This window comes from Pseudarthrobacter sp. CCNWLW217 (assembly GCF_037203985.1).
Taxonomy (GTDB): Bacteria; Actinomycetota; Actinomycetes; order Actinomycetales; family Micrococcaceae; genus Arthrobacter.
This window is the reverse complement of sequence record NZ_JBBCBT010000033.1, coordinates 1-16,269: the sequence shown is the minus strand read 5'-3', so window position 1 is coordinate 16,269 and position 16,269 is coordinate 1. Positions and strand designations below refer to the sequence as shown.

General features: G+C 63.6%; 9 protein-coding genes, 1 tRNA gene and 1 pseudogene. 8 read left to right on the top strand and 3 right to left on the bottom strand.

Annotated elements, in window-relative coordinates; translation table 11 throughout:
- From V9L18_RS21635 to pyk, 6 genes and pseudogenes are all read left to right on the top strand, one after another.
- Positions 1-327: pseudogene (locus V9L18_RS21635) on the top strand (tryptophan synthase subunit beta); the annotation flags it as partial.
- On the top strand, positions 324-1,136 hold the full coding sequence (trpA, locus tag V9L18_RS21630; RefSeq protein ID WP_337349204.1) for a tryptophan synthase subunit alpha: 813 nt from the start codon (positions 324-326) through the stop codon (positions 1,134-1,136). The pseudogene V9L18_RS21635 and the gene trpA, both read left to right, overlap by 4 nt.
- A 5-nt stretch (positions 1,137-1,141) precedes the next feature.
- Positions 1,142-2,284: a prolipoprotein diacylglyceryl transferase gene (gene lgt / locus V9L18_RS21625; protein WP_337349203.1), complete on the top strand. Its 1,143-nt coding sequence runs from the start codon at positions 1,142-1,144 to the stop codon at positions 2,282-2,284.
- Positions 2,285-2,548: 264 nt separating this feature from the next.
- Positions 2,549-7,162 carry a glutamate synthase large subunit gene (gene gltB / locus V9L18_RS21620; protein ID WP_337349202.1) on the top strand — a complete coding sequence of 1,538 codons (4,614 nt, stop codon included), beginning with the start codon at positions 2,549-2,551 and terminating at the stop codon, positions 7,160-7,162.
- On the top strand, positions 7,155-8,612 hold the full coding sequence (locus V9L18_RS21615) for a glutamate synthase subunit beta (RefSeq protein WP_337349201.1): 1,458 nt from the start codon (positions 7,155-7,157) through the stop codon (positions 8,610-8,612). Before gltB ends, V9L18_RS21615 begins: the two co-directional genes overlap by 8 nt.
- Before the next feature lie 72 nt (positions 8,613-8,684).
- Complete coding sequence (gene pyk / locus V9L18_RS21610) at positions 8,685-10,175, top strand: pyruvate kinase (RefSeq protein WP_337349200.1); 1,491 nt, start codon at positions 8,685-8,687, stop codon at positions 10,173-10,175.
- A 137-nt stretch (positions 10,176-10,312) separates the two neighbouring features.
- Here the strand turns inward: pyk and V9L18_RS21605 are convergent, their stop codons facing one another.
- Positions 10,313-10,918 (bottom strand): ANTAR domain-containing response regulator, encoded by a 606-nt coding sequence (locus tag V9L18_RS21605; RefSeq protein ID WP_066285573.1) that lies wholly within the window; start codon positions 10,916-10,918, stop codon positions 10,313-10,315.
- Between the two features lie 204 nt (positions 10,919-11,122).
- Between V9L18_RS21605 and V9L18_RS21600 the strand changes: the two genes are divergently transcribed.
- A tRNA-Leu gene (locus V9L18_RS21600) sits at positions 11,123-11,204 on the top strand.
- 927 nt (positions 11,205-12,131) lie between these two features.
- Here V9L18_RS21600 and V9L18_RS21595 read toward each other — a convergent pair.
- Both V9L18_RS21595 and V9L18_RS21590 read right to left on the bottom strand, forming a co-directional pair.
- The gene (locus V9L18_RS21595; protein WP_337349205.1) at positions 12,132-12,344 is read right to left on the bottom strand and encodes a PEP-utilizing enzyme; all 213 of its coding nucleotides are present in this window, start codon (positions 12,342-12,344) and stop codon (positions 12,132-12,134) included.
- A 97-nt stretch (positions 12,345-12,441) separates the two neighbouring features.
- A complete protein-coding gene (locus tag V9L18_RS21590) occupies positions 12,442-14,595 on the bottom strand; it encodes an amylo-alpha-1,6-glucosidase (protein ID WP_337349199.1) in 2,154 nt (717 codons plus the stop codon).
- Between the two features lie 1,302 nt (positions 14,596-15,897).
- Between V9L18_RS21590 and V9L18_RS21585 the strand changes: the two genes are divergently transcribed.
- A complete protein-coding gene (locus V9L18_RS21585; RefSeq protein WP_337349198.1) occupies positions 15,898-16,119 on the top strand; it encodes a hypothetical protein in 222 nt (73 codons plus the stop codon).
- Positions 16,120-16,269: the final 150 nt, after the last annotated feature.

Sequence of the window (16,269 nt, the reverse complement as noted above, 5' to 3'; positions counted from 1 at the left end):
GGCCCGGAGCACTCCTACCTGGCCGACATCGGACGCGTCAGCTACGAGCCCATCACGGACAGCGAAGCCATGGAGGCCTTCCGCCTTCTCTGCCGCACCGAAGGCATCATCCCCGCGATCGAGTCCTCGCACGCCCTCGCCGGCGCCATCAAGGTGGGCCAGCGGCTCGCCGCTGAGGTCGGCGCCGCCGGGGCAGCAGACAAGATCGTGATCGTGAACCTTTCCGGCCGCGGTGACAAGGATGTGGCCACCGCAGCAGAGTGGTTCGACCTGCTGGACAAGGACTCCGCAGAGGCCGCTATCGGCAAGGAAGGGGAGCAGCTGTGACCGGCGCTCAGGACATCACCAGCATCAGCAAATCGGCAGTCGCCATCGACAAGGCCCGCGCAGAAGGACGGGCGGCCCTGATCGGCTACCTTCCTGCCGGGTACCCCACCGTTGAGGACACCATCGCCGCCGGCATCGCCCTGGCCCGGAACGGTGCCGACCTCATCGAGATCGGCATCCCGTACTCGGACCCGGTCATGGACGGTCCTGTCATCCAGGCTGCCACCACGGAAGCCCTGGCCAACGGATTCGCCGTCCGCCAGGTCTTCGACGTCGTGGCCGGCATCACCAGCCAGACCGACGCCGCCGTGCTGGTCATGACCTACTGGAACCCGGTAGTCCGGATGGGCGTGGACGAGTTCTCACGCCGCCTCGCCGAAGCCGGGGGAGCCGGCCTGATCACACCGGACCTCATCCCGGACGAGGCCGCCGAATGGATGGAAGCATCCGACAAGTACGGCCTGGACCGGGTGTTCCTGGTAGCGCCTTCGTCCTCCACCGAACGCATGAAGCGCACGGTGGAGGCGAGCCGAGGTTTTGTGTACGCCGTCTCGATCATGGGCGTTACGGGTGCCCGGTCCTCGGTCAGTTCGGCTGCCAAGGGCGTTGTGGCTGCGGCGAAGGAAGCCGGCGCCGAGCGCGTCTGCGTTGGCCTGGGAGTCTCGAACGCGGAGCAGGTGGCCGAGATCGCCGCCTATGCCGACGGCGTGATCGTGGGCACGGCCCTCGTGTCCGCCATCAGGGACGGCGGCGTTGACGCCGTTGCGAAGCTGACCAAAGACCTCAGTACCGGATTGACCAGGAAGTAGCCCCGATGCAGACCCTCCTCCACGCCGCGGCCATGGTGCCGGCCAGCATCCCGAGTCCGGACTGGTCCGGCTTCGACATCCCGCTGCCGTGGGGTTCGCTGCGCATCCACGCCTACGCCTTGTGCATCCTGGCGGGCATCATCGTGGGCCTGTGGCTCACGTCCGTCCGCTGGGCGCGGCGGGGAGCGCCGGAGGGCAGCGTCTGGGACATCGTCATCTGGGCCATCCCGTTTGGCATCATCGGCGGACGGCTCTACCACGTGGTGTCCTCCCCGGATGCCTACTTTGGTCCCGGGTTCGACGGCACAGGAGACCTCTGGCTGATCCCGCAGATCCAGCGCGGCGGGTTGGGAATCTGGGGCGCAGTTGTCCTGGGCGTGGTGGGCGCCTGGATCGGCTGCCGCCGGTCGGGTGTGAAGCTCACGGCGTTCCTGGACGCAGCAGCTCCAGGGCTGCTGCTGGCGCAGGCCGTCGGCCGCTGGGGAAACTACTTCAACCAGGAACTGTTCGGTGGGCCTACCACGCTGCCGTGGGGCCTGCAGGTCGATGCGGATAACGCCAACTTCCCAGCCGGGATGGCTGCCGAGACCCTGTTCCACCCGACGTTCCTGTACGAGTCGCTGTGGAACATCGCGGGCGTGCTGATCCTCCTGGCCCTGGACCGAAAGTTCCACTTCCGCCGCGGCCGGCTCTTCTGGGCCTACGCCATGTACTACACCCTGGGCCGGGTCTGGATTGAAGCCATGCGGATTGATGACGCTGAGCGGATCAACCTCTTCGGCATCACCGCGCGCCTGAATGTCTGGACCAGCATCCTGGTCTTCGTGGTGGCGCTGGTGGTCTTCGTCCTCTTGGGAATGAAGGGCAAACCCGTGCCGGACAGCGTCTACCTGGATGGCCGGGGTCCCGCTGCCGAGGGCCCGGAAGATGGCAACGAACCGGTCCGTGATACGGACCCTGTTGTCTCAGATAGTGAAGCGCGTGATAATCTCCCTGATAACCAAAGCGGTTCTGTGCGCCCTTCCACCCCAACGGAAGTGGAGCAGGAGACTTCGGCAGGCAGGCATTCCGTTACGGATTCGCCGGCAGCCGGGACCTCCGGCAGCAAAGCCACAGGAACCGCGCCGGAAGCTGGCAGTACCAAGTAGCAAGCCGGCAAGCAGGGTCGCAGAGCCACCGCTCGCAGCGCCCAACAAACCACAGCGTCGTGGCATCGGGACAGCCCGGACCAGCATAGAGCTGCTGGCCGGTCAAGCCCGGGTCGGGGGCCTGCGTAACTGTTAGTTCAGCAGGTCGTGCTGACCTACAATTTCCAGTAACTAACACTTTGTTGTGCCCATCACTTCCGGCGCCGACGAGTGGGGCCAACGGTGTCCCTTCCATACGCACGATCAGGAGGAAGGACGTCTCCCATGAGCCAAACTCTTCACACTCCCAGCTGGTCCGAACCGGACCAGCCTGAGGCTGCCATGTCGCCGTTCAAGCGCTTTGCGGCCCTGCCGGAGGCCCGTGGCCTGTACAACCCGGAGCAGGAGAAGGACGCCTGCGGTCTTGCGATCATCGCCACCCTGCGCGGCGAGCCCGGCTACGATATCGTCGACGCCGCCCTGACCGCCCTGCGCAACCTCGAGCACCGCGGTGCAGTGGGCGCCGACGAGGGCACCGGTGACGGCGCGGGCCTGCTGATGCAGATCCCCGACGAGTTCTTCCGTGCCGTCACTGAATTCGAACTTCCCGCGCCCGGCCAGTACGTGGCCGGTACCGCCTTCCTGCCTGCTGAGCAGCGCGAAGCCGATGCCGCCAAGGCAGGCATCGAGGGCCTCGCCGCCGACGAAGGCCTGACTGTGCTGGGATGGCGTGAGGTCCCCATCGTCGCTGACCTCGTCGGTGCCATGGCGCGTGCCTGCATGCCCTACTTCTCGCAGCCCTTCCTGGCCTCGGCTACTGGCGAGGAGTTGGACCGCAACGAGCTGGATTCCCGCGCCTGGCGGATCCGCAAGCGCGCCCAGAACAAGTACGGCGTGTACTTCCCGTCGCTGTCTTCCCGGACCATCGTCTACAAGGGCATGCTCACCACCGCCCAGTTGGAGCCGTTCTACCCTGACCTCTCGGACAAGCGGTTCAAGACCAAGCTGGCGATCGTCCACTCACGCTTCTCCACCAACACGTTCCCGTCCTGGCCGCTTGCCCAGCCGTTCCGTACCATCGCCCACAACGGTGAAATCAACACCGTCAAGGGCAACCGGAACTGGATGCGCGCCCGCCAGTCCCAGCTCGCCAACCCGCTGTTGGGGGATTCGCCCGAAGAGCTGTACCCGATCTGCACTCCCGGTGCATCCGACTCCGCGTCCTTCGACGAAGTAGCCGAACTGCTGTGGCTCTCCGGCCGCCCCATCACGCACTCGATCATGATGATGATCCCCGAGGCCTGGGAAAACCACGCCACGATGGATCCGGCACGGCGTGCGTTCTACGAGTACCACTCCCTGCTCATGGAACCGTGGGACGGCCCGGCCGCCGTGTCCTTCACCGACGGTAACCTGGTAGGCGCCACCCTGGACCGCAACGGCCTGCGCCCGGGACGCTACTGGATCACCGAAGATGGCCTGATTGTCTTCGCCTCGGAGGTCGGCGTGATCGACGTCGAAGCCTCCAAGGTGGTCAAGAAGGGCCGTGTTTCGCCGGGCAAGATGTTCCTGGTGGACACCGACGCCGGCCGGATCATCGACGACGAAGAGGTCAAGGCAGAGGTGGCTGCGGCCAACCCCTGGGCCGAGTGGGTCAAGGACAACCTGATCGACCTCAACGACCTCCCCGAGCGCGAGCATGTGGTCCACACGGCCGCGTCGGTGAACATCCGCCAGCGGACCTTCGGCTACACCACTGAAGAGCTCAAGATCCTGCTCGGCCCGATGGCCCGTACTGGTGCCGAGCCCCTGGGCGCCATGGGCTCCGATACGCCAGTGGCTGTGCTGTCCAAGCGCCCCCGCCTGCTGTTCGACTACTTTGTGCAGTCCTTCGCGCAGGTGACCAACCCGCCACTGGATGCCATCCGTGAAGAGCTGGTCACGTCGCTGACGTGTGCCATCGGCCCGAACGGCAACCTGCTGGACACCAAGCAGGTCCGCCAGCCGCAGGTTTCCTTGCCGTTCCCGGTGATCAACAACGACCAGCTCGCCAAGATCGCCAACATCGAAACGCCCGACGGCGACCGCGTGGCCATGAAGGTCCGTGGCCTTTACCGCCCCGAGGGGGGCGAGAACGCCCTGCGTGCCCGGCTCACCGAGATCTGCGAGCAGGTGTCCGGTGCGATCAACCGCGGCGTGCAGTACGTTGTGCTGTCCGACCGCGACTCGAACGCGCAGTGGGCTCCGATTCCTTCGTTGCTGCTGGTCAGTGCCGTGCACCACCACCTGCTGCGCAGTGCCAACCGCACCAAGACCGCCCTGGTGGTCGAGGCCGGCGACGTCCGCGAGACACACCACGTGGCTGTCCTGATTGGTTACGGCGCGTCCGCCGTGAACCCGTACCTTGCCATGGAATCCGTGGAACAGCTGATCACCTCCGGGGATGTTGTTGGGGTCACGCCGCAGGACGGCGTCTACAACCTGATCAAGGGCCTCGGCAAGGGCGTCCTGAAGATCATGTCCAAGATGGGCATCTCCACCGTGGCCTCCTACACCGGCGCCCAAACGTTCGAAGCCCTGGGCCTCGGACAGGAACTGGTGGACGAATTCTTTGCCGGCACGCACTCCCAGCTGGGCGGCGTGGGCCTGGACGTCATCGCCGCAGAGGTTTCCGCGCGGCACCAGATGGCCTACCCCGAAGGCGGCATCGAGCTGCCGCACCGCCCACTCCTGGGCGGCGGCGAATACCAGTGGCGCCGCGATGGCGAGCCGCACCTGTTCAACCCGGAGACGGTCTTCCGCCTGCAGCACGCCACGCGTGAGCGCCGGTACGACATCTTCAAGGCCTACACCAAGGGCGTGGATGACCAGTCCGAGAACCTGATGACTCTTCGTGGGCTCCTCAAGTTCAAGAACGACCGTCCCGCCGTGCCGTTGGAAGAGGTCGAGCCGGTCTCCAGCATCGTCAAGCGCTTCTCCACTGGCGCCATGAGCTACGGGTCCATCTCCAAGGAAGCCCACGAGACCCTTGCGATTGCCATGAACCAGCTGGGCGGCAAGTCCAACACCGGTGAAGGCGGCGAGGACGTTGACCGTCTGCTGGACCCGAAGCGCCGTTCTGCCGTCAAGCAGATCGCATCGGGCCGGTTCGGGGTCACCAGCCTTTACCTGAGCAACGCCGACGACATCCAGATCAAGATGGCGCAGGGTGCCAAGCCCGGCGAAGGCGGCCAGCTGATGGCGCAGAAGGTGTACCCCTGGGTTGCCCGGACGCGCCACTCGACTCCCGGCGTCGGACTCATTTCCCCGCCTCCGCACCACGACATCTACTCCATCGAGGACCTCGCGCAGCTCATCTACGATGCGAAGCGCGCCAACCCCTCGGCCCGTGTGCACGTCAAGCTCGTCTCCGAAGTGGGGATCGGCACGGTAGCTGCCGGTGTCACCAAAGCCAAGGCCGACGTCGTACTCGTCTCAGGCCATGACGGCGGCACGGGTGCCTCCCCGCTGAACTCGCTGAAGCATGCGGGTGTGCCGTGGGAGCTGGGTCTCGCAGAGACCCAGCAGACCCTGATGCTCAATGGCCTGCGTGACCGCGTCGTGGTGCAGGTGGACGGCCAGCTCAAGACCGGCCGCGACGTTGTTATCGCCGCCCTGCTTGGTGGCGAGGAGTTCGGTTTCGCCACGGCACCGCTGGTGGTGGAAGGCTGCATCATGATGCGCGTCTGCCACCTGGATACCTGCCCTGTGGGTGTTGCCACGCAGAACCCCGAGCTGCGGGCCCGGTTCACCGGCAAGCCGGAGTTCGTGGTCAACTTCTTCGAATTCCTGGCTGAGGAAGTCCGCGAAATCCTCGCGGAGCTCGGTTTCCGGAGCATCGAGGAGGCGATCGGCCACGCCGAGGTGTTGGACGCCCGTGAGGCGATCAACCACTGGAAGGCCGACGGCCTGGACCTGGACCCGATCCTGCACGGACTCGAGTTCGACGACGACGCACCCCTGCGCAACCTGACCTCGCAGAACCACGAGCTGGACAAGCACTTCGACCAGCGACTGATCACGATGGCCACCGAGGCGTTGACCGACCGCAGCCCGGTGAAGATTGCCGTGGACGTCATCAACACCGACCGCTCGGTGGGCACCATGCTGGGCCACGTTGTGACCAAGACGTTCAGCACCGACCTGCTGGCCACTGACACGATCGACATCACGCTGACCGGAACTGCGGGACAGTCGCTGGGCGCCTTCCTGCCCGCCGGCATCACGCTGCGCCTGTTCGGCGATTCGAACGACTACGTGGGCAAGGGCCTGTCCGGTGGACGGATCATCGTCCGCCCGGACCGCACCAACGTGTTCAAGGCCGAGAGCAACGTCATTGCCGGCAACGTGATCGGCTATGGCGCCACCAGCGGTGAGCTGTTTCTGCGCGGCCAGGTGGGCGAACGCTTCCTGGTCCGCAACTCCGGCGCCACTGCCGTCGTTGAAGGCATCGGCGACCACGGCTGCGAGTACATGACCGGCGGCCAGACGCTGATCATCGGCCGCACGGGCCGCAACTTCGGCGCCGGCATGTCCGGTGGCACGGCCTACGTGCTGGACCTGCAGACCACCCGCGTGAACAAGGATGCCCTGCAGTCCGGGGAACTCCAGCTTATGGAGCTCGACGCCGAGGACCGTGACATCGTCCACGGCCTGCTGGTCAAGCACGTCGAGGAGACGGAGTCGCTGCACGCCCAGCGGCTGCTCGAGAACTTCGACGACACCGCTGCCCGCATTACCAAAGTCTTGCCGCGCGATTACGCGGCAGTCCTGCAAACCCGTCTCGACGCCATCGAAGAGGGCCTTGACCCCGATGGCGAAGAAGTATGGTCTCGAATCCTGGAGGTGACCGGTGGCTGATCCACGCGGATTTCTGAAAGTACGCCAGCGTGAAACCCAGCCGCGACGTCCGGTTCCGGTCCGCATCATGGACTGGAAGGAAGTCTATGAGGCCCAGGAAAAGGGTGTCCTGAAGGCACAGGCCGGCCGTTGCATGGACTGCGGCGTTCCGTTCTGCCACCAGGGCTGCCCGCTGGGCAACCTGATTCCCGAGTGGAACGACCTCACCTGGCGGGATAAGGGCGAAGAAGCGATTGAGCGCCTCCACGCCACGAATAACTTCCCCGAGTGGACCGGCCGGCTCTGCCCGGCACCCTGTGAGGCGTCCTGCGTGCTGGGGATCAACCAGCCTGCGGTGACCATCAAGCAGGTTGAAGTGTCCATCATCGACGAAGCGTTCGAAAACGGCTGGGTCAACCCGCTGCCCCCGACGCGCCTGACGGGAAAGACCGTTGCCGTCGTCGGCTCCGGCCCAGCCGGCCTTGCTGTGGCACAGCAGCTGACCCGGGTGGGACACACTGTCGCGGTGTATGAGCGCGACGACAAGATTGGCGGGCTCCTCCGGTATGGCATTCCTGACTTCAAGATGGAGAAGGAGCAGGTTGACCGCCGCATCGAGCAGATGAAGGCAGAAGGCACCCGCTTCCGCACCGGCGTCGCCGTGGGCTCCGACGTCACGTGGGAGCAGCTTCGCCGCCGTTACGACGCCGTCGTCATTGCCACCGGTGCCACCGTGCCGCGGAACCTGCCCATCCCGGGCCGCGACCTCGACGGCGTGCACTACGCCATGGACTACCTCGTGCCGGCCAACCGCGTGGTGGCGGGGGAGACCATCGAGAACCAGATCCACGCCAAGGGCAAGCACGTGGTGATCCTGGGCGGCGGCGATACCGGTGCTGACTGCCTGGGCACGGCGCACCGGCATGGCGCAGCGTCGGTGACCACTCTCGCAATCGGCAAGCAGCCGCCGTCGGAACGTGCCGGACACCAGCCCTGGCCGACCTTCCCCACATTGTTCGAAATGGCCAGCGCCCATGAGGAAGGCGGCGAACGCACCTACCTCGCCTCCACCGTGGAGTTTGTGGGCGAAAACGGCAAGCTCACCGGCGTCAAGGTCGCCGAAACTGAATTCGTTGACGGGAAGCGGCTGCCCAAGGCCGGCACCGAACGGATCATCCCGGCGGACCTGGTGTTTCTGTCCCTGGGCTTCACCGGCGCCGAGCCGGCAGGAATCAGCGAGCAGGTCAACGCTGAATTCGACGGCCGCGGCAACGTGTCCCGCGACGGTTACTACATGACCAACACCGAGGGTATCTTCGTGGCTGGAGACGCCGGCCGTGGGCAGTCGCTCATTGTGTGGGCCATCGCCGAGGGCCGGGCCTGTGCGGCCGCCGTGGACAAGTTCCTCATGGGCAGCACCATCCTGCCCGCTCCGGTGGCTCCGACGGACCGTGCTATCGCGGTTCTCTGACACCCGTTCAGTTCGCCACGGGTTCACCTCCGCAACAACTTAATCCATGCAGCAAACTACTAGGGTAGGTATATGAGACGCGCAAAAATTGTGGCCACCTTCGGCCCGGCCATCGCAAGCTACGAGAACACCCTTGCGGTACTCGAAGCCGGCGTTGACGTAGCCCGAATGAACATGAGCCACGGCGATTACTCCGTGCATGACAACACCTATGAGAACGTCCGCAAGGCAGCGGCCGACCTGAGCAAGCCGGTGGCTATCATGGCCGACCTGCAGGGTCCGAAGATCCGCCTCGGCCGCTTTGTGGACGGTCCCCACGCCCTCTCCGAGGGTGACACCTTCACTATCACCACTGAAGATGTTCCTGGCACGAAGGACATCTGCTCCACCACGCTGAAGAGCCTCACCGAAGACGTCAACGTGGGCGATGCCCTGCTGATCGACGACGGCAAGGTAGCGCTGCGCGCCATTGAGGTCGACGACGTCAAGGTCGTCGCCACCGTGACCGTGGGCGGTATGGTGTCCAACAACAAGGGCATCAACCTGCCCGGCGTCGCCGTCAACGTTCCGGCGTTGAGTGAGAAGGACGAGGACGACCTCCGCTGGGCCATGCGCCGCGGCGTCGACCTGGTTGCCCTCTCGTTCGTCCGCGACGCGTCCGACATTGTCCGCGTGCACGAGATCATGGACGAAGAAGGCCGCCGTGTGCCGGTCATCGCCAAGATCGAAAAGCCGCAGGCCGTGGACCAGCTCCACGAGATCATCGACGCGTTCGACGCGATCATGGTGGCCCGAGGCGACCTCGGCGTGGAGCTTCCGCTGGAGGAAGTGCCGATCGTTCAGAAGCGCGCTATTGAGCTGGCACGCCGCTGGGCCAAGCCGGTCATCGTGGCCACCCAGGTCCTCGAATCCATGATCGACAACCCGCGCCCCACCCGTGCAGAGGCCTCTGACTGCGCCAACGCCGTGCTCGACGGTGCAGACGCCGTTATGCTTTCCGGCGAGACCAGCGTGGGCAAGTACCCGATCGAAACCGTCAAGGTCATGGCCCGGATCATCGAATCCACCGAGGTCCACGGCCTGGAGCGCGTCCCCCCGCTGGGCACCAAGCCCAAGACCCGTGGCGGCGCCATCACCCGTGCCGCCGTCGAAATCGCAGACCAGCTGGAAGCGAAGTACATCTGTACTTTCACCCAGTCCGGCGATTCCGCACGCCGGCTGTCCCGCCTGCGTCCCATCAAGCCGGTCTTCGCGTTCACCCCGGTGGAGCACGTGTGGAACCAGTTGGCGCTGACCTGGGGCATCCAGCCGGTGCTGGTACCCATGGTGGGCCACACTGACGAGATGACCGCCCAGGTTGACCGCAGCCTGCTGGAAATGGAATTGGTGGACGACGGCGACCTCGTGGTCATCGCTGCCGGTTCCCCTCCCGGAAAGGCTGGCTCCACCAACTCGCTGAAGGTCCACAAGGTGGGCGACCTCGCCGACACCACTGGCCCGGGCGAGGCAGCCGGGAACAAGGAAAAGCTCGGCCCGTGGCCGGAAAAGAAGAAGAAGTCCTAGGCTTCTAGGTAGGACAACAGGGGGAGGATCCTCGCCGGCCGGCGGGGATCCTCCCTTTTTTCGTTGGCTCTCATTGGCGGTGCGGCCAACGAAAAGGACCCCTGCCGGTTGGCAGGGGTCCTTTTCTTGGCTAGGTGCTAGTTGACCTGGTTGATGATGGTCTCGGCAACCTCGCGCATGCTGAGACGGCGGTCCATGGAGGTCTTCTGGATCCAGCGGAAGGCTTCCGGTTCAGTGAGGCCCATTTTGGTGGTCAGCAGGCTCTTGGCGCGCTCTACGAGCTTGCGGGTGGCGAACTGCTCCTGGAGGTCAGAGACCTCACTTTCGAGGGCCTTGATCTCCTCGTGACGGGAGAGTGCGATCTCCAGTGCCGGGATGAGATCCGCCGGGGTGAACGGCTTGACCACGTATGCCATGGCGCCGGCGTCGCGGGCCCGCTCCACGAGTTCCTTCTGGCTGAACGCGGTCAGCAGCACAACAGGGGCGATGCGGGCCTTGACGATCTTCTCGGCTGCCGAGATGCCGTCCATCACCGGCATCTTTACGTCCATCAGGACGAGGTCCGGCTTCAGTTCCTCTGCGAGCTGTACGGCCTTCTCGCCGTTGTCCGCCTCGCCTACAACCTCATAGCCCTCACCGCGCAGGATCTCGATGATGTCGAGGCGGATGAGGGTTTCATCTTCAGCCACAATGACGCGGCGCGCCGGCTGGGACGTGGGGTTTGACTCCGTCTGTTCAGTCACGGGATCTCCTTGGAAAGGTACGGCGGGAACATCACTATCTTAGGTGCGCCCGCGGCCGTACTTTGATCTGCATGGTCGTTTGCGGCGTCGGCGGCGCGATTCTGGAATTCAGCCTATCTGCATGTAGAGTAATTCCGCGTACGTGAAGTGATCGCGTTGCTCACAATCAGCTGTGGGCGTACCCTGTTGCTTCATGTATTCCGCGCCCGAGTGGCGGAATTGGCAGACGCGCCGCACTCAAAATGCGGTATCGAAAGGTGTGTGGGTTCGAGTCCCACCTCGGGCACGTGTTTTCCCTGGTCAGAGGGGTTCTTGCATTAACGTGTGTACAAAGCTTGGGGTGGCGTTCCTATGACGCTGGTGCGCGGGCTGTGGCCTGGCTGCCGCGGAGCCTTTTCAGGTCTGTGGGATGGCGGGTTCAAGTCACTGGCTAGTGGGCTTCCGCCTGCTGGGATTTGGGCTATCCGTCCTCTTTCTGGTTTGTTCTGATGGACGTTTTGGCCATCACTCATTCATGGCTGGAGGTTCTGCTGACGACATGACCAAGCGGAATTCGTTGCAGTTTTCCGTCCATTAGTTGCTTCCCTGTGGACCCAAGCATGGACGCAGCAGGCGTTTTGTCCGGTCAAAGGGGGTGTGGACTCTGTCGACACTTAAGTCTGCTTTATGCCACTCATGCTGTCTCGGTCCGGGAGCAGGTGCCTCATGTTGAGACGGGCAAATCGTCCGGGCCCCGGGGGTCTCTGGACACCCGCTCAGGGGAAGATCGTGCTGCCGCCAATGGCCGTACGGCGAGAGGTCATGAGCGAACGTACAAAAGTAATGCGCGCACACGACCTGAAGGCTCAGGCACTCAACCAGCCGCCCTCGTGAAGGTCATCAGGCCCAGTCGCGCCACGGTGTACAGGTAACTGACTATGGAGGATATGGAAGCCCGGAAGCCCCTTAAGTTGCCCGGACGATTGAGTCCCCAAGATCCGCTGGGGACAAGCGAGACTCAGTCAGAAGCGGGCAGACAGCTGGCTCTTCCGGCATCAATGGGCCTCTAGAGGCATGTGGCAGGGCCGAGTTCAGCCGTGGGAGTGGGCCGGTAGACCAGCTTTTTGTATGTGGCCGTCCAGTGTCAAGGTTCTCGATCAGCTCGAGATCAAAGTCTTGCGCATCACGAAAATTGGGCGCATTCCTGTCTGACCAGTGATCACAGGGAAGATCGTCACCTGTAGGGCGCAGCGGTCACGCTGATGGCTGCGGAATGGTGACCTGTCCGCGGGCGCCGTTCCTCGAGAACCAGCTGATCGTCCTGCAAGGCAGTAGTACCTGATCCCGTGCCCATCACGGCGGGGATCCCGGACTCGCGGGCGACGATGGCGGCGTGGAAGGCAATCCCGCCGGCGTCCACCACAACGGATGCTGGGCGCTGGAACAGCGGGGTCCAGGATGGTTTTGTGTACGGGCAGACAAGGATTCGCCGCTGCGAGCGACCCGAATTCGTCCGGTCCGTGGATGATCCTTACCGTTCCCTGCTATTTCTCCGACTGGGGCGGGGCTTGTTCCATGATGTCTCCCACCCAAGGCAGGTACCCCCGGTGGAACACCATTCCTTCGGGTAATCCCTTGATGGACACCTCGGATCCGGAAATGTCGATGTTGATTCGCCCGGCACCCATCGGCGCGTTGGTGATATGCAGGTCTCCGTATGACTCAGGGAGGACAGGATCCATCCAGACTCCGCCTAGGGAAACGTCCGGGTCATAGCGCATCAAGGTTGATACCAGCATGATGGGTGTGGTAGCCGCCCAGGCCTGCGGTGAGCACGCTGTCGGGTAGGGTACGGGGGCGGCGAACTGCTCCCGGCTGAAGCCGCAAAACAATTCGGGAAGCCGGCCCTCCGAAAATTCAGCTGCCTCCAGCAGTGCCGTGGAGATCCGCTGCGCCTCCGCGACGAAGCCGTAGCGCATAAGGCCCACTTGAATGACCGCATTGTCATGAGGCCAGACCGACCCGTTGTGGTAGCTGGCGGGGTTATATGCATCCATGTCGGTTGCCAGCGTGCGCACTCCCCAACCACTGAACATCTCGGGGGACATCAGCCGCTCAACGACCAGCGGCGCCTTGTCCTTGTCGATGATGCCGGTCGTTAGGCAGTGGCCCATATTGGAGGCGCAGGCATCGACGGGCCGCTTGTCGCGGTCCAGCGCGATGGCGTAGTAGCCCTTGTCCGGCAGCCAGAACCGTTCATTAAACTGCCGCTTCAGTGTCGCCGCGTGCTCCCGCAGGTCGGCGGCCTTGGCTAGGTTGCCGGCGTCGTGCGCCATCCAAGCGGACGCCAGGTAGGCGCCATAGACGTAGCCCTGCACCTCGCACAGCGCAATCGGCGGCTCCGCCAAAGTTCCGTCGGCGAAGTTGATCCCATCCCATGAGTCCTTCCAGCCTTGGTTGACCAAACCTCGATCATTGAGGCGCGCGTACTCGATAAAGCCGTCTCCGTCTTTGTCCCCGTATTCTCGGATCCAGTCCAACGCCCGGTCCGCGTGGGGCTGGAGCGCGGCCATGGTCTCCTTGGCGAAACCCCACCTGCTCACCTCGCCGAGCACCATTAGAAACAACGGCGTGGCGTCGACGCAGCCGTAGTAAACAGACTTCCCGCCCAAGGCCAGTCCGCTGGAAGCGTCCAGTCTTACCTCGTGCAGGATCTTCCCCGGTTCCTCCTCGCTCATGGGATCCACCACACTGCCCTGCCGGTCGGCCAGCGTCTGCAGCGTGCCCAAGGCCAAGGACGGATCCACAGGAAGCGCCATTAGGGAGGCCCACAGCGAGTCCCGTCCGAAAAGGGTCATGAACCACGGCGCCCCGGCAGCCACAACTACACGTTCTGGATGCTTCGGATCCTCGATCCGCAGGGCACCCAAATCGTCGTAGCTGCGCCGCAGGGTCCGCTCGATGGAACGGTTGCCCATTTGCACCACTGGGATCTTCGCCACCCACTCCTGCCGACGGCGGTCGCGCGCGGACAACCCGCCCGCCCCCGGATGCTCAAACGGTACGGCAGTGTCCTTGCCGTCGACTGTGGGCACCACGCTCAGCAGCGTGGTCCAGTCGCCGAGCCGGGGGACAGTGGTCCGGTAGGTTACCTTCTCTTCCGTCACAGTGGAGCCGTGGGCATTGATCACGACGCCCTTGCGAACGTCCCGCCAAGCGGCCCGAATGATCAGCGAATCTCCATCCAACTGCCGGGTTTCGTCCCATTGTCGCTGGATCCGCGCCTCCTTGACTTCGAAGAGGTCCGCGAAATCCGAAGCGATGGTCAGTTCGACCACGCAATCGGCTGGCTGCCTGGAGTAGTTCCGGACCGTGATCTGCTCCAGGATGCCGGCGCCGACTTCCCGCAGCCGCTCCACGATCAGCGGGCTGTCTGCGTACCCATCCATGCGTGGAACGCGACCGGCGAACAGCGCCCGATACGGCTCCGTGGTCTGCGCAGCCAGCGGCTCAAGCGGCTGACCATTCACGGTCAGATTCCAGCGGGACAGGATGCGCGTGTCCTCGTAGAAAACACCGTGCGGGTATTCGGGAAGGATGTCTCCGTTGGCCGCGGAAATGCAGAAGTTAGACCCTTCAACCAGTGTGAGCGCTGCACCCAGTGGCCCAGCCCCCGTGTCAGCGTTCCATCCAGACATCCCCGGCTCCTTCATGGATAGACCCCGGTGCGCGTAGGTCCAGATATCTTACGTCTGCTGCCGACCAACGCCGCCTTCAGCTCGACGCTACGCTTGTCCCCACCCCGCCGCTAGCCCTGAGTTGATGAGCGAATGCCAGTACCCGTGGTCTCCGCAAGAGGGTACCAGGGCCGTGCGCGAGCATAATGACCAAGCCCTAGATGCTCGTAACAGAGCGAGCCTAAGCCTGGCTTCATTTGCGTCAGCGAAGTCGCCGAGAGGGCTTGCCGTTTGGAAAAAGCCGCCTCGGAAGAGGTTTATGTCCCATGGTTGCTACCGCCCCGGACGCCGGTGATTCGGCAAGCAGCTGGTGCTCTTCGGGTCGAGAGGAGCGAAGTGGTCATCACACCAACTGAGGGCATCTCGATGGCCAGCGTCGCGTCTACCGCTACGGAAACAAGTTGAAAAATGTTTGAAAGCCTGAGGCCCCGGCCATCCGGCCATTGGCCGCAGGTACATGCTGCATTCGCTCTGATGGATCTTGTTGCTATCCAAAAAGAGCCCTTCGCTAGGGCGGGAACTGGCGTCTGCAGCTGTCTCAAAGTGACACGCTTTGTCCCTCGCTCCCGGTTCCATGCTGGAGGAGACCCTTTAAATCTAAAAGTTTGGTGAGGTGATCAGAATGATGAACCGGGAGCTTGCGCACGGTCGGCACCTCGAGTGGGGGCTGCGCGCGAGTGAGCGATGCAACCCGCAGGGGGCCTCCGACGGCGAGCCGCCACAGAGCAAGCAGCGCTTGGGGTTGAGGAAGCCCATTGGGCCGTGGTTGCCTCCTTCCAACGAATCGATGGTGTCAGTTGTCCGCCATGTCGACGGCATTTGGCCGGACACCATGGCGGCCGTGGCCTGACACGGTGCGGCGGGACGCGGATAAAAAGTAATGCCTGCGCGTGGTCAAGGGCTACACCCACTGTTGAGTTTGGCGCCGCTGGGTGGGTCCGACTAGCCGCTTTCGGGGTCTACCTCATAGCGACTTCTATCGGAGGTCAAGCTGCTGCACACAAACAGTTCCTATTTACAGATCAAGGTGAAAGCGATGAAGGCTCGAGAAGCTCACAGGGGACAGAGAAAGCATGCTGCGCTTTCCGACTGGCGAGAACTGCAGGACGGTGAACGAGTAAACATTTTAAGGAATGCAAGGATCGTTGCCCAGGGTCGAGTGGAAGAAGTCTCGGAAAGCGGGGGAGTGCTGTGGATCGTGAATGACCAAGCCGAAAACCAGACATTTCTCAAGTCGGACGGGGTTTTTGTTCACAGGAATTGATGGGGATCGAAATGAAGGTACCACCGCGCGACCGCTGCCAGCAGACCATGATTAACCGCGCCATGGCGGCGATGTTCGAGGGCGGTGCCAAAATGAACGTCGTCAACATCGAGCCCGCATCGTTGAAGACGCCGGTACGGTTTGCCGTTGTGACGTTCGAGCGCGTCCGGCCGATATTGCGCCAAGGGGCGGTGTGTCCCGCGTTTCAGATCCGGACATGATCGATCAACATCGTCATCCGTCCCAATCATGGTCAAGGCTCGCAGCGGGAACTTCGTCGACATTAGATAGGACAAGTGAACAGGATGGTGAGACTGATGGCCGAAGCGCCGACAGCCGGCTCTGACGAAGGCTCGGTGGATGCATTCCTG

Bases quoted from the DNA above. Each gene is read 5' to 3' on its own strand.
- lgt (WP_337349203.1), top strand. From the start codon at position 1,142: ATGCAGACCCTCCTCCACGCCGCGGCCATGGTGCCGGCCAGCATCCCG.
- gltB (WP_337349202.1), top strand. From the start codon at position 2,549: ATGAGCCAAACTCTTCACACTCCCAGCTGGTCCGAACCGGACCAGCCT.
- pyk (WP_337349200.1), top strand. From the start codon at position 8,685: ATGAGACGCGCAAAAATTGTGGCCACCTTCGGCCCGGCCATCGCAAGC.
- V9L18_RS21590 (WP_337349199.1), bottom strand. From the start codon at position 14,595: ATGTCTGGATGGAACGCTGACACGGGGGCTGGGCCACTGGGTGCAGCG.
- V9L18_RS21585 (WP_337349198.1), top strand. From the start codon at position 15,898: ATGGGGATCGAAATGAAGGTACCACCGCGCGACCGCTGCCAGCAGACC.